We start from the raw sequence: 23,983 nt of genomic DNA, 5'->3' as shown, positions 1-23,983 counted from the left end.
AATTGTGGATCAACTTCTAAAAGCAAATGAACATGGTCTGGCTTTACTTCCATCTCGATTAAATCGACGTGAAGCTCCTGACAAATATTATTAATCAACTCCTTTAATCGTTCATCAACACCATTGTTCAACACTTTTCTACGATATTTAGGACAAAATACTACATGATATTTACAAGAATATACTATATTATTATTTGATTTATATTTCATAAAAGTATTATATAACTATTAAAAATATAATACAATAAAAAACAATGATATCGAATCATTGTTTTTTAGCGAGCTTATATCCCCATAAATAAATTTAGGGGCTTTACGCTCGCATTTGGTAAAATTGGTAGATAAAAATTCATGGAAGAGCTCAGACATAATAAATTAACCTTTCTATAAAAAACATATATTTTTTATTAATGAGATTTAACTATATTGATAGTTAATATTATTTTAGCACATAAATAAAGCCTAGTAGTTAGTTTAATTTTAACTACTAGGCTTTATTTAGAGTGAGTTTTTTTCTTAAGCAATAGTTTTGCTTGAAATGAGTTTTTCTTTTTTAGTTGTTTTTATTTTTAATATTATAGCTATGATGAAGCTGATAATAAATAAAAATGCGAATACATAGAGGCAAAGTGCATAACTTTGAGTTGTTTCACGAATAAAGGATAATAAAAGTGGTCCTGCAATACCAGCCATGCCCCAAGCTGTGAGAATTCTGCCATGAATAGCGCTTAATTGTTTTGTGCCAAATAAATCGCTTAAATAAGCTGGCATACAAGAGAAGCCACCACCATAGCAAGAAACAATGATTAAAACTAATAATTGGAAGAAAAAGGCTTCAGTTGTATTAGCGAGTGCATAGAAAGCAAAAATTTCAATCAAGAAAAATAAAATATAAGTATTTCTACGACCTATATAATCGGAAACGCTAGACCAAGCGATACGACCAAAACCGTTGATAAGTCCAATAACGCCAACCATGGAAGCAGCAGCAATTGGGCTCATATGAACTACTTCTTGAGCCATAGGAGAAGCTACAGCTAAAAGACCAATACCACAAGTAATATTAGTGAAGAATATCCACCAAAGCGCATAGAATTTCCAATCGCGAGTAGCTTCAGCTACGCTATATTGTTTTATTTCAACCATAGAATTAGAAGTTTTGACAGTTGTAGGTAAATATTTTTCTACGAATTCTTTTGGTGGAGGAGCGAGATATAAAGAAGAAGCGCCCATGATTAATATATAAGCACAGCCTAAAATGATGAAGTTAGTTACTAAGCCAAAATTGCTAACGAGAATTTGCATGATAGGGCCAGCAATTAAACTTGCAAAACCAAATCCCATGATAGCAAGACCTGTAGCAAATCCACGTCTTTTAGGGAAATATTTTACAAGAGTGGAAACAGGAGTGATATATCCAATACCAAGACCAATACCACCGATTACACCATAGCAGATGTAGAGTAAAATAAGGTTTTGTAGATGAAGAGCTAAAGCTGTACCAAACATACCAATACCAAAGAAGGCAGTGGCAGTAAGTCCACTAATACGAGGACCATTTTTTTCAACAAATGTTCCTAAAAAACCAGCGGATAAACCTAAAAATAAAATTGCAATAGAAAATGTCCATGTAGTTTCTTGAAGACTAAAGCCCATTTGAGCCATGATTGGCTTAGTGAGTACGCTCCAAGCATAAACACTACCAATACAAATATGAATACCAATTGCGGATAATGCGATAAGCCATCTGTTTTTCATTATATAATCTTCCTTTCGTAAAAATAAAAAATTATAAAATACAAGAAAACTTATGCCTAAAAACAAAAAGACCATCTAGGCAAAAATTTTCTTTGCCCAGACGGTCGACTTTTCTATAGCAATGCGGTTCATGTGGTTAATTCCACTAAAATCCGTCAGTTCCACAGTGCTTATTCAATTGATAGCTTTATTATAACAAATATTTAATCTATGTCAAGAATAAAATTAATTTCATTTATAAATAGTCAATATAGTCAAAATCGTGATTTTTGTAGTTTAAATGATGAATAATGGTTGTAAATACTAGATTTTTTCCTTTGAATAAGTATAATTTATGTTTAAATAAATTTGTATTTTAGAGAAGGTGAAGATTATCTTGATGGCACAAAAAACATATAATACTATGGCTGTTTTAAGTTTAATTTTATTGAGTTTCATTTTAGGAACGAGTGAATTTATAATTGTGGGTATTTTACCTGATATAGCAGAAGATATAAATTGTTCGTTGACTATGGCGGGTAATTTAATTTCAGTTTTTGCTTTTGCTTATGCAATAGGCACTCCGTTTATCACAGCAGCAGTTAGTGCTTATAACAGATATTATGTATTATTGATATTAGCAATAGGTTTTATCTTAGGAAATTTTTTATGTGCTTTAGCGAGTAATTATTATATTTTAGCATTAGCTAGAATTATAACTGCGATAATTTCAGGAACAATATTATCTATTTCGATGACATTTGCTTCTGAAATAGCGACTGTTCAATATCAACCAAAAGTCATCAGTTGGATTTTTGCAGGTTTTAGTATAGCCTCTGTTTTTGGTGTGCCTATAGGTACGATTATTTGTCAAATATTTAGTTGGCAAATGACTTTTATATTATTATCTGTAGTTAGTATATGTATTTTATTGATGTTGTGGCATTATTTACCAAATGTAGGTAGTGGACAAAAAACAAATTTATGTAATCAATTTATTTTATTGAAAAGTATGCGTATAAATTATGGTATGCTTATTGTAATTTGTGGTGCTGCTGGAAGTTATGTATTTTATACATATTTGACACCGATTTTACAACAATATATACAAATTCCTATTTCCATGACAAGTTTAGTATTGAGCTTATTTGGTATTAGTACGATTATCAGTAATTTACTTTCAGGAAGAATAGCTAGTTTAGGTGGCATGAAGAAAATGCCAATGGTATATTTCTTACAAGCTCTATGTTTACTTGCACTTATTTTTACTAGTTATCATTTAGTTTTAGGTTTGATAAATATTTTACTCATGGGTGTGATAATGTATTTACAAAATTCACCAGCACAATTGCATTTTTTGAAGACAGCCACAAGAGAAAAACCAGAAGCTATAACTTTAGCTTCTGCATTAAATCCTGTATCTTTTAATACAGGTATAGCACTAGGTTCAGCTTGTGGTGGAATAATCATAAATTTTGTGCCTATGCCTTTTGTTGGTTTAGGTGGTGCGATTTTTGCCATTATCGCCATGATTATTAATCTTAGATTGTTAAAAAATATGACTAAATTTAATAAAAGAGGATAAAATAAACCCCAAAAGTTAATTTAAACAAACTTTTGGGGTTTTGATTTTTAATTAATAATTAACGTAGAAAATTAGAATAAGCCAGTAATTTTTCCGTTAATATCGATATCCATATTTTCAGCAGCAGGTTTTTTAGGAAGACCAGGCATTGTTAAGATATTACCTGTTAAGGCTACGATAAAGCCTGCGCCAGCACTGATGCGAAGTTCGCGAACAGTGATTTTAAATCCTGTTGGTGCACCTAATTTGAATTGGTCATCACTTAAGGAATATTGAGTTTTTGCCATGCAGATTGGCATTTTATCAAGACCTTCAGCTTCAAATTCAGCGATAGTTTTTTCTACAGCAGGTGTGTAGTTTACGCCATCAGCACCATAGATTTTTGTAGCGATTGCATTGATTTTATCTTTGATAGAATCATTTACGTCATACATGTATTGGAAGTTAGAAGGTTTTTCAGTTGCTTCAATAACTTTTTGAGCAAGGTCGATAGCACCTTCGCCACCTTTTGCCCAAGCTTCGGAAATGCTTACAGAAGCGCCCATAGATTCGCAAAGAGCTTTTAATTCTTGAAGTTCATTTTCTGTATCAGTAGGGAATGCATTTATAGCTACAACAATTGGTAAACCGAATTTTTGAATGTTTTCAATATGTTTAGCAAGGTTAGTCATACCTTTTTTGAGTGCTTCGATATTTTCAGTAGCAAGTTCAGTTTTTGCAAGTCCACCATGCATTTTTAAAGCGCGAATAGTAGCAACAATTACTACTGCATCAGGTTTAAATCCAGTGAAACGACATTTGATATCAAGGAATTTTTCAGCACCAAGGTCAGCACCGAAACCTGCTTCAGTAATAGTATAATCAGCCATTTTTAAAGCGTATTTAGTAGCCATTACACTATTGCAACCATGAGCGATATTGGCAAAAGGGCCACCATGGATAAGAGCAGGAGTGCCTTCAAGAGTTTGTACAAGGTTTGGTTTAATTGCATCTTTGAATAATAAAGTTAAAGCACCTGTTACATTTAATTCTTCAGCGCGAACAGGACGACCGCTTCTAGTGTAACCAATGATGATATTGCCAAGACGTTTTTTCATATCTTCAAGGTCAGAAGTCAAGCATAAAATAGCCATCATTTCAGATGCAACAGTGATATCAAAACCAGTTTCGCGTGGTACGCCATGAGCTTTACCACCTAAACCACAGATGATATTGCGAAGAGCACGGTCATTTAAATCGACAACGCGTTTCCAAGTGATGCGACGAACATCTAAATCAAGAGCATTGCCCTGTTGGATATGGTTATCGATAACAGCAGCAAGTAAATTGTGAGCAGATGTTATAGCGTGGAAATCGCCAGTGAAATGAAGATTGATATCTTCCATTGGCACTACTTGAGCATAACCACCGCCAGCGGCACCGCCTTTCATACCAAAGCATGGACCTAAGGAAGGTTCACGAAGAGCGATTGCAGTTTTTTTGCCAAGTTTATGAAGAGCATCGCCAAGACCAATGCTAGTAGTTGTTTTACCTTCACCAGCAGGAGTTGGATTAATTGCTGTTACAAGAATAAGTTTACCATTTTCTTTTTGTTGGAGAGTTGTGTTCCAATAGTTTAAAGAAATTTTAGCTTTATATTTTCCGTATAATTCAAGTTCATCTTCTGGAATTTCAAGATGTTGAGCAATTTTACCAATAGGTTCCATAATAGCTTCTTGAGCAATTTGCACGTCTGTTTTCATGTGGTTTAGTACCTCCAATAATTAAACTAATTTGATAGTATTATATATTTTGGAAAAAGGCAATATAAATTTTGCCAAACATATGCTTAGGCATAAAAAAACGCCTGAGCATATATTATTATGCCCAGACGGTCGACTTTTTGATAATAGTACAGTTCATGTGGTTAATTCCACTAAAATCCGTCAGTTCCATACTATTTATGAAATTATGCTTTTATTATAACAAAGGCAAATTTATTTAGCAAGTTGTAATTTTGCAGCATTGATAGTATTTTGCATGAGCATAGCTATAGTGAGAAGACCTACGCCACCTGGAACAGGTGTGATAGCACCAGCTACTTCTACAGCATTATCAAAATCTACATCACCAACTAATTTTTTAGGTGCAATGCGGTTGATACCAACATCAATTACAGTAGCACCAGGTTTTATCATATCAGCAGTGATAAAATGAGGTCTGCCCACAGCTGCCACTAAAATATCAGCAGAACGACAAATTTCTTTGAGGTTGTGAGTATGTGAATGACAAATAGTAACTGTAGCATTTTGAGCGAGTAATAATTGTCCCATAGGTTTACCCACAATATTACTGCGACCAACGATAACAGCATGTGCACCATCTATATTGATTTTAGCGGATTGAAGCATTTTTAAACAACCATATGGAGTACAAGGTATCATACCATCGTCTTGTCCAATCATCAATTTACCAACATTAACAGGGTGGAAGCCATCAACATCTTTTAATGGGCAAATAGCATTTAAAATATCTGCTTCTTCTTTAGCAATAGCTTCTGGAAGTGGTAATTGAACTAAAATACCATGAATTTCTTGGCGATAATTTAATTCATCAATTTTGGCGATGAGTTGTTCTTTTGTTGTATCAGCAGGCATGCTTATAACTTCAGAATAGATACCAACTTCTTCGCAAGTGCGATGTTTATTATTTACGTAAACTTTAGAAGCTGGATTTTCACCAACGATAATTACAGCAAGACCAGGAGTGATATTATATTGTTCTTTTAAAGCTAAAACTTGTTTTTTTGCTTCTTCTTTAAATTCACTAGCAAATATTTTTCCGGATAAAATTTGTGCACTCAAAAATAACACCTTCTTTATTAACTTAAAATATCGATTAATGTAAATACAAAAATGACAATAGAAACAATGCCATTGCGCATGAAATAAACTTGAGTTAAACGACTGAAATCATATGGAGTGATAAGGCTATGTTGATAAATTAATGTCAAGATAGCTATTAATACACCAATATAATAGATAAAGGATAAATCAAAATAGATTCCAGCACCGATAAAACATAAAATAGAAATAAAATGGAAAAAAGCTGCTATTTTATGAGCATTAGCTACACCAAATTGTGTTGCCATAGAATGAAGTTTATGGTCTAAATCAAATTGGCGGTCTTGGCTACCGTAAATTACATCAAAACTACCAATCCATAAACAAACGCCACCACTTAATAAAATAATACCAAATGGCAATTCACCTGTAACAGCGATATATCCACCAGCAGGTGCCATGGCTAAAGCTACACCTAAAAAATAATGACAAAGAAAAGTAAATCTTTTCGTATATGGATAAAATAATAAGAAAAATAAACAAATTGGTGTTAATTTTAGACAAATAGGAGCTAGCTGACTAGCAGAATATAAAAATATACAAAGACTGACGATGATGAGGATAATTACTTCAATAGGTTTAATTGCTCCAGTAACTAATGGACGCTTGGACATGCGATTTTGTTGTTTATCAAATTTCAAATCGACAAGATTATCCATAGCTAAAGCAGAGCTTCTAGCCCCTATCATTGCAAGTGTTACCCATAAAAAATCGTGAAAAGTAGGGATACCCTTTGCCGCAAGGAATAATCCCATATAAGCAAAGGGTAGGGCAAATACAGAATGATGAAGAGCTATATTATTAATATGAGCAGATAATTTACTCAAGACCGAGTTCCTGCCATTTTGCATCTACAAGTTTTTTAATATCGTCAGACATGTTAATTTCATCAGGCCATTCACGAGTATGTCCTTCTTCTGGCCATGTTTTTGTAGCATCAATACCTATTTTTGTACCCCATTTTGCCATTGGTGAGGAGTGGTCTAAGGCGTCAAGTGGACCCTCAACCATTACAATATCATGTTTAGCATCAATATTGTTGAAAACACGCCACCAAACTTCTTTTTCTTTTTGAACGTCAACATGTTCATCAACGACAATGATCATTTTGGTGAACATCATTTGTCCCATACCCCAAATAGCATGCATTACTTTTTTAGCTTGTTGTGGATATGTTTTTTTGATGGATACCATTACGCAATCATGGAATACACCTTCAAGAGGGAAATTGATATCGCGAATTTCAGGTAAAGTCTGTTGTAATAATGGTAAGAAAATACGTTCTGTAGCTTTAGCTAAGAAGCAATCTTCCATTGGAGGTTTACCAACGATAGTAGCAGAATAAATAGGATTTTTGCGATGTGTTATACAAGTGATGTGGAATACTGGATAATCATCAGCTAATGAATAATAACCTGTATGGTCGCCGAAAGGACCTTCACGGCGAGTTTCACCGATATTTACATATCCTTCAAGTACGATTTCACTGCAAGCTGGTACTTCAACATCAACAGTTTTACATTTTACCATTTCTACAGATTTTTTACGTAAAAAGCCTGCAAATACCATTTCATCGATATCACGAGGAAGTGGAGCAGTAGCAGCATATGTGATTACTGGGTCTGTACCAATAGCGACAGCAACTTCAATTTTATCTTTGCCCATTTCTTGATAAGCGCGATAGTTGCTAGCACCATCTTTATGAAGATGCCAGTGCATACCAGTTGTTTGACCATCATATTTTTGTAAACGATACATACCAACATTGCGTTTACCTGTTTTTGGATTGCGAGTGAATACAAGTGGTAAAGTGATGAATGGACCACCATCTTGAGGCCAACATTTCAAAATAGGGAATTTATCTAAAGTAGGATTATCTGTGATAACTACTTCTTGGCAAGGTGCTTTTTTTACATATTTAGGGAAATTAATAGCACGTTTTGCAGTTGGAATGATGTGGATTAAATCCATTTTATTTTGAAGGGAAATATAAGGTAATCTTAAGATTTCACGAAGTTCATTAGGAATTTCTTCGATGTCATTTACACCAAAAGCAAGTGCCAAGCGTTCCATGCTACCAAAAGCATTCATAAGTACAGGCATATCGTAGCCTTTTACATTTTCAAATAATAAAGCTACATTTTTTTTGCCTTCCATTTTGGAAACGCGGTCAGTGATTTCAGTGATTTCTAAATTACAATCAACAGGAGTTTTGATGCGTTTGAGCATACCACGAGACTCCAAAGCGTTGATGAATTCTCTTAAATCATAAAAAGCCAAAAAAATCGCTCCTTTATATTTATATTGCGTAAGTGATTAACATTATTTTTTCATAGCAAAACGAACTATGACATAACTTATTTCATAAAGTAAAATCATAGGTATAGCAATCATAGATTGGGAAAAAACATCTGGTGTTGGGGAAATAATAGCACCAACAACAAAAGTTAAAAAGATTACAATGCGTTGTTGTTTTGCTAAGAATTTTGAAGAAATAATACCTACTTTGGCTAATAATATAATGGCTAAAGGCATTTCAAAGATAAAGCCGAATGGCAATAAAAAGGCAATGACAAAGTCAAAATATTGTTTTAGCGAAAACATAGGTTGAAGTTCTTCAGTGCTAAAGCCCATTAAGAATTTTATCCCAGCGGGCATGACAAAGAAAAAGGAAAAGGCTAAACCAGCTAAAAATAAAATTAGCGAAATAGGCACGATAACGGAGATTAAATATCTTTCCATACCGATTAAGGCAGGTAAAACAAATCGCCATATTTGATATAAAACTATAGGTAGAGCAAGTAAAAATCCGACAAATACAGCAACTTTAATATAAGTAAAAAATGCCTCTGCTGGTTGCATATAATAAAGCTTTCCAGCAGGGCCTGTTAAGATGTGCATTATGTCTTCAATAAAATAATAAGCAACACAGCTACCAATACCTATAGCGATTAGTGAACGAATAAGGCGTTTTCTAAGCTCAGTAAGGTGAGCAATAATGGACATACTGCCATTATTTGTAGTTGTCTGCTCGTTAACTTCAGTTGTTGGTAGATTTTCTGAAGTTGAAGCAGTAACAGTATTAGCAGAAGTATGTTCGTTCATATCTTGAGACATAAATTGCTACCTCACTTTTTATCTTTTTTTTCGTCTTCATTTTTAGCATCAATAGTTTTTGTATTATCTTCTGTAGAAGCAGAACGGAATTCGCGAAGACTTTTGCCTACAGCTTTACCGATTTCTGGCAATTTACCAGGACCAAATACAACTAAAGCGATAACCAAGATTAATACAAGTTCAGGAATACCAATACTATACATTTAAATCACCTTCACTTTTATTTTTATTTTTAGTACTAAATAAAGAATATAATTTAAAAAGTAGTTGTCAATTATTATAGATTATTTAGTAGTTTTTTCAGATTCAACTGGAGTTTTAGGTGTTGTTGTTTCTGTTTTTGCAGTAGTAGTATTTTTTTCTGTAGCAGTTTCTTGCATGAAGACAGGAGCTACAGATGGTTGTTCTGGGTTAGCTGGATTAGGTGGTGTAGGAGTTATAGAAGCGTTATTAGTAGTATTATTAACGGAATTTGATAATTCAGAAGTGGCTTTTTTAAATTCTTGTAAGCCTTTACCTACAGCACGACCAATTTCAGGCAATTTGCCAGGACCAAATACTACAAGACCAATGATTAAAATAAGGATAAGTTCAGGAAAACCAATACCAAACATTTAAGTCACCTCAGTAAAAATTTATTTTAATAATCACGGCTACCAATAAAATCAGCTATTTCAATGAAAGATGTTCTAACTGACTGTGGTAAGCTATCAGGTAGAATATTTTTGGCGCGATTTAAAAATTCTGTAACAGTTTGTCTTGCAAAATCAATACTGTTGGAATTTTTTACGATATTAATAGCACGATTTAATTCTTCTAAGCTCATTTGACGATTTTCGATGATATTTTTTAACTCTTCGCTATTTTCGCCATGCTTATAGGCATGAATTACAGGAAGAGTGATTACACCTTGCAAAATATCGTTTCCAGCAGGTTTGCCGATTTTTTTAGAGTCAGAGGTTAAATCTAAAATATCATCAACTATTTGGAATGCCATGCCGATACAATAACCGTATTCACGGAGAGCATCAATTTCTTTTGCTGATAATTTAGCAACAATTGCACCGATTTCACAGCTAGTAGCAATAAAATTGGCTGTTTTTTTGGCAATGCGTTCATAATAAATATCAATAGAGTCTGGAATTGTATAACCAAAATGGTTTTGTAAGATTTCGCCTTCGCTTAAATCACAGACAATAGTTGCTAAGCGCTCAGAAATTCGCGTGCCATAATCATTTTTAGCAATGGCTGCAAATGCTTTAGCAAATAGATAGTCGCCAGTAAGTACGGCTATATTATTTCCCCATTTTGCATTGGCAGTAGCAGAACCACGGCGAGTAGCTGCATTATCTAAAACATCATCATGAACAAGAGAAGCTGTATGAATCATTTCTAGTGCCATAGCAAGAGGCATTACATAATCTTTATCTAAATTAGGATTACTCTTTGTCGCCAGAAGATATAAGGCGGGTCGAATACGTTTTCCGCCAGAGCTTATAAGATGATTTCCAATATCAGTTATAAGGTCAACAGGAGATGTAACGGTCTCATGTAATAAATTTTCTAGCGATGATAAATCTTTCTTAATAATGAAGAACATTTTATTTTTTGTTAACAAATTATATCACCTGCATATTTCGAATTACTAACTTAATTAAGTTTACTACAAAATAGACATGTTAGTAAATAATAAATTATTATTATATGGCTTTCTTTAATGATAAATAAAAAGTAACAGACTGGGTTATGTATTATTATAGGTAAGTATTTGTATACATAGATGAAATGTAGGAAATAAACCCAGAGTTTATTCTTTTGTGCTATAATAAATACTAACAACTATTATGTTAATAGAGGTGCTAGCTATGAGAAAATTAATCTTATTAGGAACAGGCAATGCTATGGTTACAAAATGTTTTAATACATGTTTTGCCTTAAATATAGATGATGAATATTTTTTAGTTGATGCTGGTGGCGGAAATGGAATTTTAGCTCAATTAGAAAAAGCGCAAATAGATATGACAAAAATCCATCACTTATTTATTACACATGCGCATACAGACCATGTTATCGGTGTAATTTGGGTAGTGCGTAAGATAGCTACGTTAATGAACCAAGGAAAATATGAAGGCAAATTACATATCTATTGTCATGATAAAGTAAAAATGGTAGTAGAAACTATTGCAAATTTGACTTTGAAAAAGAAAGATTTAGCACAAATTGGTAAAAATATTATTTTTGATGTAGTTGAAGATGGAGACCAAAGAGAAATCTTAGATATGCAAGTTATTTTCTTTGATATTTTATCTACAAAAGAAAAACAATTTGGTTTTAGTGCTGAATTTGCAGATGGCATGAATTTATGTTGTTTAGGTGATGAACCATATAATGATGTCTGTGAAATTTATGCTCAAAATGCCGATTATTTATTATCTGAAGCATTTTGTTTATATGGGGATAGAGATATTTTCAAACCATATGAAAAACATCATAGTACAGTAAAAGAAGCTTGTGAATTAGCAGAACAATTGCAAGTTAAAAATTTGATTTTATATCATACAGAAGATAAACATATAGATAAACGCAAAGAATTATATACTGATGAAGGTAAACAATATTATTATGGAAATTTATATGTACCTGATGATTTAGATGTAATAAATTTGAAATAATAAAGAATAAATATTGATTTATTCATAGTAAAGTGCTATGATGTTCTTGTAACTAAATAAAGCAGTCTTTGGGGCAGGGTGCAATTCCCTACCGGCGGTAAAGCCCGCGAGCAATTATTTGCATGATTTGGTGAAATTCCAAAGCCGACAGTATAGTCTGGATGAGAAAAGATGGAAAGTTATAAATTAGTTTATAAAAGTGAATTAGTATAGATAATTAATTTATAATATAAAGCTGATTAGGCTGTTATTTGCAATGCATTTAACAGTCTTTTTTGTTTAATTCTTTAAAATTTATAACCAAAGAATGAACAGAAAGAATGGTGATTTTTTGAGTTACGATGAAAAGTATATGAGACTTGCCATGCAGTTAGCAGGAAATGCAATCGGTAGAACTTCTCCTAATCCCTTAGTCGGTGCTGTGATTGTCAAAGATAATCGAGTTGTGGGTTGTGGCTGGCATAGAAAATCAGGTACACCACATGCTGAAGTTCATGCATTAAATCAAGCAGGAGAATTAGCTCAAGGTGCTGATGTATATGTAACATTAGAACCATGTGCTCATTATGGCAAAACGCCACCATGTTCTAAAGCTTTAGTAGAAGCAAAGGTAAAAAATGTATATGGCGGTTTATTGGATGTAAATCCTAAAGTTGCAGGTAAAGGCTTTAAGATTTTAGAAGATGCAGGTATTCATGTGGAATATGGATTTTTGCAAGATGAACTGCGTAAACAAAATGAAGTATTCTTTAAATGGATTGAGCATAAAAAACCATTTATAGTCTTAAAAGCTGCTATGACTTTAGATGGAAAAATTGCTACAGCAACAGGTCAATCAAAATGGATAACAAATGAAACATCAAGAGCGTATGGTTATAAATTACGTGATATTTATGATGGTATCATGGTAGGAATTAATACTGTGATAGAAGATAATCCTATGCTCACTGCTAGAGTAGATGGCGGAAAAAATCCAATTAGAATTGTTGTAGATAGCAGTTTAAAGATTGATATAAATGCTAATGTAGTACAAGATAAATCAGCAAAAACCATTGTTGCTACTACAGATAAAGCGGATAAAGATAAAATTTTAAAACTACAAGCTCAAGATGTTGATGTCATTGTAGTGGATAAAGATGAAAATGATAAAGTAGATATAGAAAAATTACTAGATATTTTAGGACAACAAAATATTTGTAGCATTTTAGTTGAAGGCGGTGCTACTTTAAGCGGAAGTTTTGTTGCAAAAAAATTAGTAGATAAAGTATATTTCTTTATTGCTCCAAAAATTGTTGGTGGTAAAGAAGCGAAAACTCCTGTAGCAGGAACAGGTATTTTAAATTTGCAAGAGGCACTATCTTTGAAAGATATCCAAATTGAAAAATTAAAAGAAGATATTTTAATCATAGGTAGAGTAGATAAAGATAAGGTGTGATACAGTGTTTACAGGTATCGTAGAAGAAATCGGTGTTGTAAAGGCTATAGCAAAAGGCACTCATTCTATAAAGTTATCTATTAAAGCTAAGAAAGTATTAGAAAATACACAATTAGGTGATAGTATTGCTGTAAATGGTGTATGTTTGACAGTTACTTTTTTAGCAAGTGATTATTTTATAGCAGATGTTATGCCAGAGTCCATGCGTAAGACGAATATGGGTTTATTAAAAATTGGCGATAAAGTTAATTTAGAAAGAGCTTTGACTTTATCAAGTAGATTAGGTGGTCATATTGTAAGTGGCCATATTGATGGCACAGCTAAAATTATTGAAATGAAAAAAGATGATAATGCTACACGTATTACTTTAACAGCTAATGATAGAATTTTAAAATATATCATTTCTGAAGGTTCTGTTGCTTTAGATGGGGTAAGCCTTACTGTAGCACATTTAAGTGAAGATAATTTTACAGTATCGTTAATACCACATACATCTGAAGTTACAACACTACTTAGTAAATCAGTAGGTTCGATAATTAATGTAGAAAATGATGTCGTGGGTAAATATGTAGAAAGATTATTGAGTTTTAAACAAGATAAACCAAAATCATCATCATTGAGTTTAGATTTTTTACGTGAAAATGGTTTTTAAGAAATGAGGTATAGACATATGGAATTTAAATACAATACAGTTGAAGAAGCTATTGAAGCATTTAAACAAGGTAAAATGGTATTAGTAACAGATGATGAAGACCGTGAAAATGAAGGCGATTTAATCGTAGCCGCCGAAAAAGCAACTCCAGAAATCATCAATTTTATGGCTACTCATGCTAAAGGTTTAATCTGCGTGCCAATGTCTGGCGAACTCATTGATAAAGCTGGTTTAAATCAGATGGTTAGCCACAATACAGATAATCATGAAACAGCTTTCACTGTGTCTGTTGATGCTGTGGATACAACTACAGGTATTTCTGCTTTTGAAAGAGCTAGAACAGTTGAAGTTTTAATTGATGATAATGTAAAACCAGAAGATTTACGTCGTCCAGGTCATATGTTCCCTCTTCGTGCTAAAGAAGGTGGTGTACTTTGCCGTATTGGTCATACAGAAGCTACTGTAGATTTAGCAAAATTAGCAGGTTTAAAACCAGCAGGGCTTTGCTGTGAAATCATGAAGGAAGACGGTCATATGGCTCGTACTCCAGATTTAATTGAATTTGCCAAAAAACATGATTTAGTATTTATAACTGTAGCTCAATTAGTAGAATATCGCAAAACTACAGAAAAAATGGTAGAAAAAGTGGCTGAAGCAGATTTTCCAAACAAATTTGGTCATTTTAGAGTAATGGCTTATGAAAGCAAATTAGATGGAAAATGTCATTTAGCTATTGTTAAAGGCGATGTAAGAAATAAAAAGAATGTATTAGTACGTGTTCATTCTGAATGTTTAACAGGTGATGTATTAGGTTCTATGCGTTGTGATTGTGGCGATCAACTTCATTTAGCAATGCAAAAAATTGAAGAAGCTGGTGAAGGTGTATTATTATATCTTCGTCAAGAAGGTCGTGGCATAGGTCTTGCAAATAAAATCAGAGCGTATGCACTTCAAGACCAAGGTAAAGACACAATTGAAGCAAATGTTTTATTAGGTTTTGCTCCTGATGAACGTGAATACGGTATTGGTGCTCAAATCTTAGAAGATTTAGGTTTATCTAGCATACGTTTATTGACTAATAATCCAGCTAAAAGAGCAGGTCTTGAAGGTTTTGGCTTAGAAATCGTAGAAAGAGTACCACTTCAAATTCCTGCTAATAAATATGATGCAGGTTATTTAAAAGTGAAAAAAGAAAAAATGGGACATCTATTAAAATAATAAATAGATATTAAATAATAATCTTTTAATACAAACATTAAGTATAAAGAAAAGAGGTTTTTTTAATGGCTAATATATTAGAAGGATATTTAAATGGTAAAGATTTAAAAATTGGTATTGTTGTAGCTCGTTTTAATGAGTTCATTACAAGTAAATTATTATCTGGAGCAATTGATACACTTCGTCGTCATGAAACAAATGAAGATGATATTGATGTTGCTTGGGTACCAGGCGCATTTGAAATTCCTGTAGTAGCTAAAAAATTAGCACAAACAGGAAAATATGATGCTGTTATCTGCTTAGGTGCTGTTATTCGTGGGTCAACTACTCATTATGATTATGTATGTAATGAAGTATCTAAAGGTGTAGCTCAAGTGGGAATGAGCACAGGTGTACCTACTATTTTTGGTGTAGTAACTACTGAAAATATCGAACAAGCTGTAGAACGTGCTGGTACAAAAGCAGGTAATAAAGGTAGCGATGCAGCTATGGCAGCTATGGAAATGGCAAGCTTATTAAAGAAAATAAAATAATATTTTAAATAAATATAGATAAATAATAAAGAGGATATTTTTATAAAACATATAGAAATATCCTCTTTATTTAATTTGTTTTTAGTTTACATGTTTACATGGGTTTTTATGGTTGATGTTGAAGCTTGTTTTGAAATATGGTATATTTAATAAAAAATCTCTCTAGAAGCCTTAAAATCTCCTGAGATTAGACATGATGAGTTTTATAATCTCTAAATAAATTTTATTATTTTAAAACGTAAGTTACCACGTTGAGTATTAAGTAAATACTTAAGCAAAAAAGAAAGGATTTATTGAAAAGGTGTAACCTTATAAAGTAATTTATAAGTTTTCAGTAATGGTGATAATTGTGATTGATGTATGGGATATAACTATATCAGAATTAACAGGCCAAGAAAATAGGAAAATATATATATATCTTCCAAATTCTTATAATGAAAAACCAGACGAATATTATCCTGTATTATATATGTTTGATGGACAAAATGTATTTTTTGACAGTGATGCCACTTATGGAAAATCATGGGGATTAAAAGAATATCTTGAATATACAAATACACAAATGATAGTAGTGGCCCCAGCTTGTAATCAAAATCCAGATAATGGTAGATTAAAAGAATATACACCATATCCATTTAAAGATAAAACATTTGGAAATATCAAGAGCTTAGGAAAAATTACTATGGAGTGGTTTGTCAATGAATTAAAACCAACAATTGATAATACTTTCCGCACACTCTCTGATAGAAATAATACATTTATCGCAGGAAGCTCCATGGGAGGATTAATGAGTTTATATGCAATACTTGAATACAATCATATATTCTCTAGAGCGGCAGCTTTATCACCATCTATATGGACAGGTCCACAAAAATTAGCCAAAATGATAAAAAACGCTAATATTAATCCAGACACTGTAGTTTATATGGATTATGGTACAGAGGAACTTCCACGATACAAACATATGATACAAAAATTTGCTATGATATCTTCAATGTTGATGAAAAAAAATATCAGATTGAATGCTCGCATTGTGCCAAATGGTACGCATAGTGAAGCAAGTTGGGAAAAACAAATTCCTTTCTTTGTTGAAACTTTATTATATGAAAAATAAAAAATAATAAGAGGTGAATTTTAGCTACTATATGTAGTGATAGTTTATGGAAGTACAGTATTTTAAAAGATATAGCTATAATTTAAATAGAGATATGGAATTTAAAGTATATGGTCATGCAGGTAGACCAGTTTTATATATTCCTTGTCAAGATGGGCGTTTTTTTGATTTTGAGAATTTTAAAATGACAGATACTTGGGCTCCATGGATAGAAAGCGGTCAAGTGATGGTTTTTTCCATAGATACAATGGATAAAGAAACATGGTCAAATAAAGGCGCTAACCCAAGATGGAGAGCAGAACGTCATGAACAATGGATGAGATATATTACAGATGAAATGGTTCCTTTTATGCGAGATATGGTGAATTTGCGCAATGGTTGGACTGGTTATCCTGGAATAATGGTCTTTGGCTGTAGCTTAGGTGCTACACATGCAACAAATTTATTTTATCGTCGACCAGATTTATTTGATCGATTATTGGCATTAAGTGGTATTTACACTGCAAGCTATGGATTTGATGGCTATATGGACGATATTGTTTATAATAATTCTCCTGTGGATTATTTAAAAAATATGCCATATGACCACCCATATATTCATTTATATAATCTAAAAAAATCTGTGATTTGCGTAGGTAAAGGAGCTTGGGAAATACCTTCTTCAACAGGTCAACTTGATGATATTTTGAGAGAAAAAAATATTAATACTTGGGTAGATTATTGGGGCTATGATTGCAGTCATGATTGGGATTGGTGGTATAAACAAGTAGCTTATTTTGTACCATATTTGCTAGATTAAGACGAAGAGAGATGAAAGAAAGGATAATATTATGAAGAATTTTATATTTATATCTCCCAATTTTCCTGAGAATTATTGGCATTTTTGCAGAGAATTAAAAAACAATGGCTTAAATGTCTTAGGTATTGGTGATGCTCCTTATGATTATTTATGCCCAGAATTAAAAGATAGTTTAAATGAATATTATAAAGTTGGCAGTCTTGAAAATTATGATGAAGTTTGTAGAGCTGTAGATTTCTTTAGAAATAAATATGGTGAGATTGATTGGTTAGAGTCTAATAATGAATATTGGTTAGAACGTGATGCTAGATTGCGTACAGATTTTAATATTAAAACTGGTTTTCATAATGAAGATATGCCAAAGGTAAAATATAAATCAAGAATGAAAGAGTTTTATGCTCGAGTTGGCATACCTACAGCTCGCTATCATATTGTAGATAGCTGGGAAAACTGTATGGCGTTCATTCAAGAAGTTGGTTATCCTGTAATTGTAAAACCTAATAACGGTGTGGGTGCTAGCTTCACATATAAACTTAATAATCAAGATGAAGTGGCATATTTCTTTGCAACAAAATTTTCGCACATAGAATATATTATGGAAGAATACATATATGCAGAGATAAATTCTTATGATGCGATTATCAATTCTCATGGAGAGCCAATTTTTGAGATTGGTAATGTAACGCCAATGTCTATTATGGACGTGGTAAATAATGCAGATAATAGTATTTTTTATATTTTAAATAATTTAGCTGATGATACACGTGCTATGGGCAGAGCTACAGTAAAAAGCTTTGATGTAAAAAGTCGTTTTGTGCATTTTGAATTTTTCCGTTTATTGAAAGACCATGAAGGTTTAGGTAGAAAAGATGAGCTCATTGGGCTTGAAGTAAATATGAGGCCAAGTGGCGGTATTAGCCCAGACATGATGAATTTTTCTCAAAGTACCGATGTATATAAAATATGGGCAGATATGATAGCATATGATAGTTCCTTAAGAGGAATTGGTCAGACTGCTTTTTGTGCATTTGCTGGTCGTCGTGATGGTAAAAACTTCGTGATGAGTGATGGAAATGTAATGCATAAATACGGTGCTAATATGAAGATGTCAGGACGAGTAGCTGATGCTCTTTCTGGAGCAATGGGCAATCAAATGTATATAGCTAATTTCAATAGAAAAGAAGAAATGGACGCTTTTTATAATGATGTGTTAGCTTGTAGATAAACTTTAAAATTAAATATAAAAGACAAAAAAGATGAGATATTTTAATTAGATATCTCATCTTTTTATTTTGGATTTTTAGGCTATGCAGTAAAATAATAAGGAGAATAATTTAGTTTTGAAGGTGATAAAAATGTTTGTAGAAGAAAGACATGCTTTGATTATACAAGAATTAAAAGAAAATGGTCGCGTGAAAGTAAAAGAATTAAGTGCAAAATTCAAAGTCAGTGAAGATTTAATTCGTAAGGATTTAGCATTATTAGCTCAGCAAGGCAAATTAAAAAAAACATATGGTGGGGCTGTATTAGTAAAGGAAAATGTACATCGTGAGTTTGCTATACAAAGAAAATCCATTAATTTAGTAGCTAAGCAAAAGATAGCACAAAAAGCATTATCCTTGATAAAAGATGATTATGTTGTATTTTTAGATATATCTACGATAAATATTGAGCTGGCTTATCTCATTGCTAAAAGTGATTTGAAAGCTATCATTGTAACGAATATGTTGGAGATAGTGAATATATTGGCAAAATCAAATATAAGAGTGATTTTTATCGGTGGGGAATTTGATTTTGGCAAAGATGGTTTTGTGGGTAGTTTAACAATAGAGATGTTGAAAAATTTCCGTTTTGATTTAGCTTTTATGGGTGTTGTCAGTGTGGATATTCACGATAATGCAGTAACTACTTATATGGCAAATGATGGTATTACGAAAAATAAAGTGTTAAATATTAGCAGAAAAAGTTATATGATGGCAGAAAGTGAAAAATTAAAACAATCGGGAAGCTATAAATATGCTAATATAGAAGATTTTCAAGGAATAATTACTGATGAGAATTTGACAGAAACGGAAGAAAAAGAGTTATTAAAATATAATATAGAAATTATCAACAGATAAAATAATAAATAATAATAAAAAATAATATAAATTTGTTGACAATAATAAGAAATTTTATATAATAAAATTAATGAATGGAATTTTCTGACAGTTGTTTATAGTTGAGGAGAGTGTATTTATGACAAAAAATCGCATACAAATTTTAAAAGAAAAAATGTTGTCCCAACCTAGATATGTCAGTATAGAACAAGCATTAATTATTACAAAAACATATAAACAACATGAAAATGAACCTATAATTTTAAAACGAGCTTATGCATTAGCAAATGCTTTACGAGAATTAGAAATCGGTATAGAAAATGAAGAATTGATAGTGGGAAATCGCACTAAAGGTGTGCGCTATGGTGTTGTTTTCCCTGAAAGCGGTATTTCTTGGGTAGATAGAGAATTTGAAACTATTTCAACACGAAAACAAGATAAATTTTTAGTAAGAGATGAAGATATAAAAATTTTTCGTGAACAGATAGTACCTTACTGGAAGGGCAAAAGTCTAGAAGATGTAATAAAACAAAATTTTGGTAAAGAAATAAGTGCGATAAATAAAGTAGTAAAAATAAATCAAACAGACCATGCACAAGGACATATTTGTCCAAATGTAGAAAAATGGCTACAAAAAGGTGTTAGCGGTCTACTAGAAGATGCTCAAAATCATTATAAGAATGCAGATGAGGATAAGAAAAATTTTTATCAGGCAATAATTATTGTGATGAAAGCTGTACAAAATTTTATGCTTCGTTATCATGATTTATTGATTGCTACTGCTAAAGATGATGAAAAAAATAGAGCTAGCTTAATAAAAGTAGCCGATATTTGTAAAAATATCAGCCAAAGACCACCGCAAACATTTCATGAAGCTGTGCAGGCTACATGGTTTTTATTCGTGATTTTGCATATGGAAAGTAATGCATCTAGTTTTTCTCCAGGTAGATTGGATAAAATTTTATATCCATATTATATAAAAGATATAGAAAATAATATTTTAACTAAAGATGAAGCTTTGGAAATTATTGAATGTTTATGGTTAAAATTCAATGAAATTGTTTATTTACGCAATCAGCATAGTGCAAAATACTTTGCAGGTTTTCCTATTGGCTTTAATATAGCTATTGGCGGTGTAGATGAACAAGGTAATGATTTTAGCAATGATCTATCAGAATTATTTTTATCAGCACAAGAAGATTTAGGTTTGTCACAACCTAATTTATCGGTAAGACTTCATGAAAAAACTAATGATAAATTATTAAAACATGCTATTCGCGTAGTAGCTAAAGGCAGTGGAATGCCACAATTTTTCAATGATAAAGCTATCATTAAAGAAATGGAAAATTTAGGCGTAACTCATCAAGATGCTATGAATTATGCTATTGTTGGCTGTGTAGAACTTACAACACAAGGTAATAATCTTGGCTGGAGTGATGCGGCTATGTTTAATATGAACAAAGTTTTAGAGTTAACTTTAAATCATGGTAGATGTCTGTTGACGGATAAACAGATGGCATCTGATTTTGGCTCACTTAGTACTTATAAAACTTTTGCAGATTTAGAAATAGCTTTAGAGCAAACAATGAATTATTTTGTAGAAAAGATGATTCCTTGTTGTGAAGCTGTGGAAAAAGGTCATATTGCAATATTGCCAACAGCATTTTTATCTAGTGTAATTGATGATTGCATGGAAAAAGGCATTGATGTAACAAAAGGCGGAGCAAAATATAATTTATCGGGAATACAATTTATTCAAGTGGCTAATTTAGCGGATAGTTTAGCTGTGATAAAACAATTAGTATTTGATGAGCAAAAAGTATCAGCAAAAGTTTTAGAAGAAGCTTTGAAAAATAATTTTGCTAATCAAGAAATTCTTCGTCAAAAATTATTAAATCATGTACCTAAATACGGCAATGATATTGCTTGGGTGGATGAATTGGGCGTTAAATGGGCTAGAAAATTTAGAGCAAAACTCAGAGAATTTACAAATTATCGAGGTGGAGCTTATCATATGGGCATGTATACAGTTAGTGCTCATGTACCTATGGGTGAAAATTTAGGAGCTAGTGCAGATGGTCGTTTATCGCAAACTCCATTAGCAGATGGCGGTATGTCTGCTGTATATGGTAGAGATTTAAATGGTCCAACAGCAGTATTGAAATCTGTTTCTCGTTTAGATAATAATTTGACGACAAATGGCGGATTGTTGAATATGAAATTTTTGCCAGAATTTTTCCAAACACAGACCGGCATAGATAAATTTGCTAATTTTTTAAGAACTTTTGTTGATTTAGAAATACCACATATTCAATTTAATGTAGTGCGTAGAGAAGATTTACTAAAAGCTCAAAAAAATCCAGAACAATATAGTTCACTCACTGTTAGAGTGGCAGGTTATACAGCGTATTTTACAGAGCTTGCAGGGGAGTTACAAAATGAAATCATCGCCAGAACAACATATGATAATGTCTGAAGATCAAGGCTTAGTTTTTGATATTAAGCGTTTTGCTGTGCATGATGGGGCAGGAATTCGTACAACTGTATTTTTGAAGGGCTGCCCCCTTCGTTGTAAATGGTGTCAAAATCCAGAAGGATTGGATTATAAACAGCAGATATTATATTTAGAAAATAAATGTATAAAGTGTAAGACTTGTGAGCATATTGCCCAAAATAGTGCGATAAAATTTGTAGATGATAAGATGAATTTAAATCGTCAGCAAGATAGTAATTGGTTACAGGTAGTAGAAGAATGTCCAACAAGAGCCTTGCAATTTGATAGTAAATACTATAATTTAACAGAAATTATGCAAGAAATAACGAAAGATGAAGCTTTTTTTAAATATGGTGGAGGCGTTACGCTTTCTGGAGGAGAGCCATTATTCCAACATGAATTTGCCTTAGCTATATTGAAAGCATGTAAGCAAAAGAATTTGCATACAGCGATAGAAACTTCATTATTTGTCAAACGAGAAGTTTTAGCCAAAATATTGCCATATGTTGATGAGTTTTATACTGATTTAAAGATTTTTGATAACGATTGGCATAAAAAATGTACGAATGTAGATAATCAAGTAATAAAAGATAATTTAAAGTTTTTATTGCAAACTGATAAAAAAGATTGTGTGATTGTAAGAACACCGCTTATTCCAACATTGACGGCTACAAAAGAAAATGTTGAGCAAATCAGTAGATTTATTAGTAGTTGTTATGATAAAGTAAAGTATGAATTGTTAAATTATAATCCATTAGCAAAAGCTAAATATAGTTATTTAGATAAAAAATATTATTTTACAGAAAATCCTAAATTGTATAGCAATACACAATTGCAATTTTTTTATGATATTGCTAAACAAAATGGAATAAAAAATTTAATTATTGAATAGGAGCGATAATAATGAAAATTTTAGTTGACCATGCTGATATTAATGCCATTAAAAAAATGTATGAATATTATCCTGTAGATGGTGTTACTACAAATCCTTCAATTTTGAAAAAAGCGGGTAGAAATCCTTTTGATGTTTTAAGTGAAATTAGAGCTTTTATCGGTAGCGAAGCTGAGCTTCATGCACAGGTTATCTCTAAAGATGCGCAAGGTATGATCAAAGAAGCTTATAAAATGCGTGAAGTATTAGGTGAAAATACTTTTATCAAAATTCCTGTAATTCCAGAAGGATTAAAAGCAATCAAAGCTTTAGCTAAAGAAGGCGTAAATATCACAGGTACTGCAATTTACAATCAAATGCAAGGCTTTTTAGCAGGTAAAGCAGGGGCAAAATATGTAGCACCATATGTAAATCGTATTGATAATTTAGGTGCAAATGGTATTCAAGTGGCAAAAGATATTCATGATATGTTGAAAAATGCAAGTCTTGAAACTGAAATTTTAGCTGCAAGTTTTAAAAATTCCCAACAAGTATTAGAGCTTGCTAAATATGGTGTAGGTGCAAGCACAATTGCTCCAGATGTAATTGAAAATCTCATTAAAGTTGATGCTGCAAGATGTGCAGTTGATGTATTTGTAAAAGACTTTGAAGCTCTTTGTGGCGAAAATAAAACTATGAATAATCTCTAATAAAAGAGGAAAAGATTTCTTGAATTTTCAAGAAATCTTTTTTGTTAGAAAGATATTTTTATA

General features: G+C 32.1%; 23 protein-coding genes and 3 riboswitches. Of the genes, 13 read left to right on the top strand and 10 right to left on the bottom strand.

The genetic code is table 11. From position 1 onward, the window contains the following. Both tnpA and BMX03_RS04190 read right to left on the bottom strand, forming a co-directional pair. On the bottom strand, positions 1-212 hold a 212-nt coding region (gene tnpA, locus BMX03_RS04195), incomplete at its 3' end, for an IS200/IS605 family transposase (protein WP_143052063.1). 306 nt (positions 213-518) lie between these two features. After that, positions 519-1,760, bottom strand: coding sequence for an L-lactate MFS transporter (locus tag BMX03_RS04190; protein WP_022227957.1), 1,242 nt, complete (start codon positions 1,758-1,760; stop codon positions 519-521). A gap of 87 nt (positions 1,761-1,847) precedes the next feature. Continuing rightward, positions 1,848-1,933: riboswitch (ZMP/ZTP riboswitch) on the bottom strand. Positions 1,934-2,139: 206 nt separating this feature from the next. Here BMX03_RS04190 and BMX03_RS04185 point away from each other — a divergent pair. Beyond that, on the top strand, positions 2,140-3,324 hold the full coding sequence (locus BMX03_RS04185; protein WP_091694001.1) for an MFS transporter: 1,185 nt from the start codon (positions 2,140-2,142) through the stop codon (positions 3,322-3,324). A 71-nt stretch (positions 3,325-3,395) separates the two neighbouring features. Here BMX03_RS04185 and BMX03_RS04180 read toward each other — a convergent pair whose 3' ends face one another. The 8 genes from BMX03_RS04180 to BMX03_RS04145 form a co-directional block, all read right to left on the bottom strand. After that, positions 3,396-5,066: a formate--tetrahydrofolate ligase gene (locus BMX03_RS04180; RefSeq protein WP_075555234.1), complete on the bottom strand. Its 1,671-nt coding sequence runs from the start codon at positions 5,064-5,066 to the stop codon at positions 3,396-3,398. A gap of 115 nt (positions 5,067-5,181) precedes the next feature. Beyond that, a riboswitch (ZMP/ZTP riboswitch) is annotated at positions 5,182-5,267 on the bottom strand. 33 nt (positions 5,268-5,300) lie between these two features. Further along, positions 5,301-6,167, bottom strand: coding sequence for a bifunctional methylenetetrahydrofolate dehydrogenase/methenyltetrahydrofolate cyclohydrolase FolD (folD, locus tag BMX03_RS04175; protein WP_018999077.1), 867 nt, complete (start codon positions 6,165-6,167; stop codon positions 5,301-5,303). Between the two features lie 17 nt (positions 6,168-6,184). Next, complete coding sequence (locus tag BMX03_RS04170) at positions 6,185-7,033, bottom strand: 4-hydroxybenzoate octaprenyltransferase (RefSeq protein WP_008538652.1); 849 nt, start codon at positions 7,031-7,033, stop codon at positions 6,185-6,187. Further along, positions 7,026-8,486, bottom strand: coding sequence for a menaquinone biosynthesis decarboxylase (locus BMX03_RS04165; RefSeq protein ID WP_008538651.1), 1,461 nt, complete (start codon positions 8,484-8,486; stop codon positions 7,026-7,028). Before BMX03_RS04165 ends, BMX03_RS04170 begins: the two co-directional genes overlap by 8 nt. Before the next feature lie 42 nt (positions 8,487-8,528). Next, entirely contained in the window at positions 8,529-9,323 is a 795-nt protein-coding gene (gene tatC, locus BMX03_RS04160) for a twin-arginine translocase subunit TatC (protein ID WP_008538650.1), read from the bottom strand. Positions 9,324-9,334: 11 nt separating this feature from the next. Beyond that, positions 9,335-9,526: a twin-arginine translocase TatA/TatE family subunit gene (locus BMX03_RS04155; protein ID WP_008538649.1), complete on the bottom strand. Its 192-nt coding sequence runs from the start codon at positions 9,524-9,526 to the stop codon at positions 9,335-9,337. An 81-nt stretch (positions 9,527-9,607) separates the two neighbouring features. Further along, positions 9,608-9,937 carry a twin-arginine translocase TatA/TatE family subunit gene (gene tatA, locus BMX03_RS04150; protein WP_022227951.1) on the bottom strand — a complete coding sequence of 110 codons (330 nt, stop codon included), beginning with the start codon at positions 9,935-9,937 and terminating at the stop codon, positions 9,608-9,610. A gap of 26 nt (positions 9,938-9,963) precedes the next feature. Continuing rightward, positions 9,964-10,941, bottom strand: a complete 978-nt coding sequence (locus tag BMX03_RS04145) for a polyprenyl synthetase family protein (protein ID WP_022227950.1) — start codon at positions 10,939-10,941, stop codon at positions 9,964-9,966. Positions 10,942-11,188: 247 nt separating this feature from the next. Here BMX03_RS04145 and BMX03_RS04140 point away from each other — a divergent pair, with 247 nt between their 5' ends. From BMX03_RS04140 to BMX03_RS04085, 12 genes are all read left to right on the top strand, one after another. Further along, positions 11,189-11,995, top strand: a complete 807-nt coding sequence (locus BMX03_RS04140; protein ID WP_075555235.1) for an MBL fold metallo-hydrolase — start codon at positions 11,189-11,191, stop codon at positions 11,993-11,995. Positions 11,996-12,055: 60 nt separating this feature from the next. Then, positions 12,056-12,172, top strand: a riboswitch (FMN riboswitch). Positions 12,173-12,302: 130 nt separating this feature from the next. Beyond that, positions 12,303-13,430: a bifunctional diaminohydroxyphosphoribosylaminopyrimidine deaminase/5-amino-6-(5-phosphoribosylamino)uracil reductase RibD gene (gene ribD, locus BMX03_RS04135; protein ID WP_091693996.1), complete on the top strand. Its 1,128-nt coding sequence runs from the start codon at positions 12,303-12,305 to the stop codon at positions 13,428-13,430. Between the two features lie 4 nt (positions 13,431-13,434). After that, positions 13,435-14,082, top strand: a complete 648-nt coding sequence (locus tag BMX03_RS04130; protein ID WP_091693994.1) for a riboflavin synthase — start codon at positions 13,435-13,437, stop codon at positions 14,080-14,082. Between the two features lie 18 nt (positions 14,083-14,100). After that, positions 14,101-15,300 (top strand): bifunctional 3,4-dihydroxy-2-butanone-4-phosphate synthase/GTP cyclohydrolase II, encoded by a 1,200-nt coding sequence (locus BMX03_RS04125; protein WP_018999070.1) that lies wholly within the window; start codon positions 14,101-14,103, stop codon positions 15,298-15,300. Between the two features lie 65 nt (positions 15,301-15,365). Beyond that, entirely contained in the window at positions 15,366-15,833 is a 468-nt protein-coding gene (gene ribE / locus BMX03_RS04120) for a 6,7-dimethyl-8-ribityllumazine synthase (protein ID WP_008538641.1), read from the top strand. A gap of 349 nt (positions 15,834-16,182) precedes the next feature. Continuing rightward, positions 16,183-16,947, top strand: a complete 765-nt coding sequence (locus BMX03_RS04115; RefSeq protein WP_255361406.1) for an alpha/beta hydrolase — start codon at positions 16,183-16,185, stop codon at positions 16,945-16,947. A gap of 46 nt (positions 16,948-16,993) precedes the next feature. Beyond that, a complete protein-coding gene (locus tag BMX03_RS04110) occupies positions 16,994-17,746 on the top strand; it encodes an esterase family protein (protein ID WP_075555239.1) in 753 nt (250 codons plus the stop codon). 31 nt (positions 17,747-17,777) lie between these two features. After that, entirely contained in the window at positions 17,778-18,971 is a 1,194-nt protein-coding gene (locus BMX03_RS04105; protein ID WP_091693989.1) for an ATP-grasp domain-containing protein, read from the top strand. Between the two features lie 130 nt (positions 18,972-19,101). Beyond that, on the top strand, positions 19,102-19,866 hold the full coding sequence (locus tag BMX03_RS04100; protein ID WP_091693986.1) for a DeoR/GlpR family DNA-binding transcription regulator: 765 nt from the start codon (positions 19,102-19,104) through the stop codon (positions 19,864-19,866). 118 nt (positions 19,867-19,984) lie between these two features. Further along, entirely contained in the window at positions 19,985-22,321 is a 2,337-nt protein-coding gene (locus BMX03_RS04095; protein ID WP_091693984.1) for a glycyl radical protein, read from the top strand. Beyond that, positions 22,284-23,231, top strand: coding sequence for a glycyl-radical enzyme activating protein (locus BMX03_RS04090; RefSeq protein WP_022227941.1), 948 nt, complete (start codon positions 22,284-22,286; stop codon positions 23,229-23,231). The genes BMX03_RS04095 and BMX03_RS04090 overlap by 38 nt, the downstream gene beginning before the upstream one ends. An 11-nt stretch (positions 23,232-23,242) precedes the next feature. Next, a complete protein-coding gene (locus BMX03_RS04085; protein WP_015562759.1) occupies positions 23,243-23,920 on the top strand; it encodes a fructose-6-phosphate aldolase in 678 nt (225 codons plus the stop codon). Positions 23,921-23,983 lie beyond the last annotated feature (63 nt).

This window comes from Megamonas sp. Calf98-2, assembly GCF_900110235.1.
Classification (GTDB): Bacteria; Bacillota; Negativicutes; order Selenomonadales; family Selenomonadaceae; genus Megamonas; species Megamonas funiformis.
The sequence above is the reverse complement of the archived record's forward strand: the minus strand, read 5'-3'. Positions and strand labels throughout refer to the sequence as shown.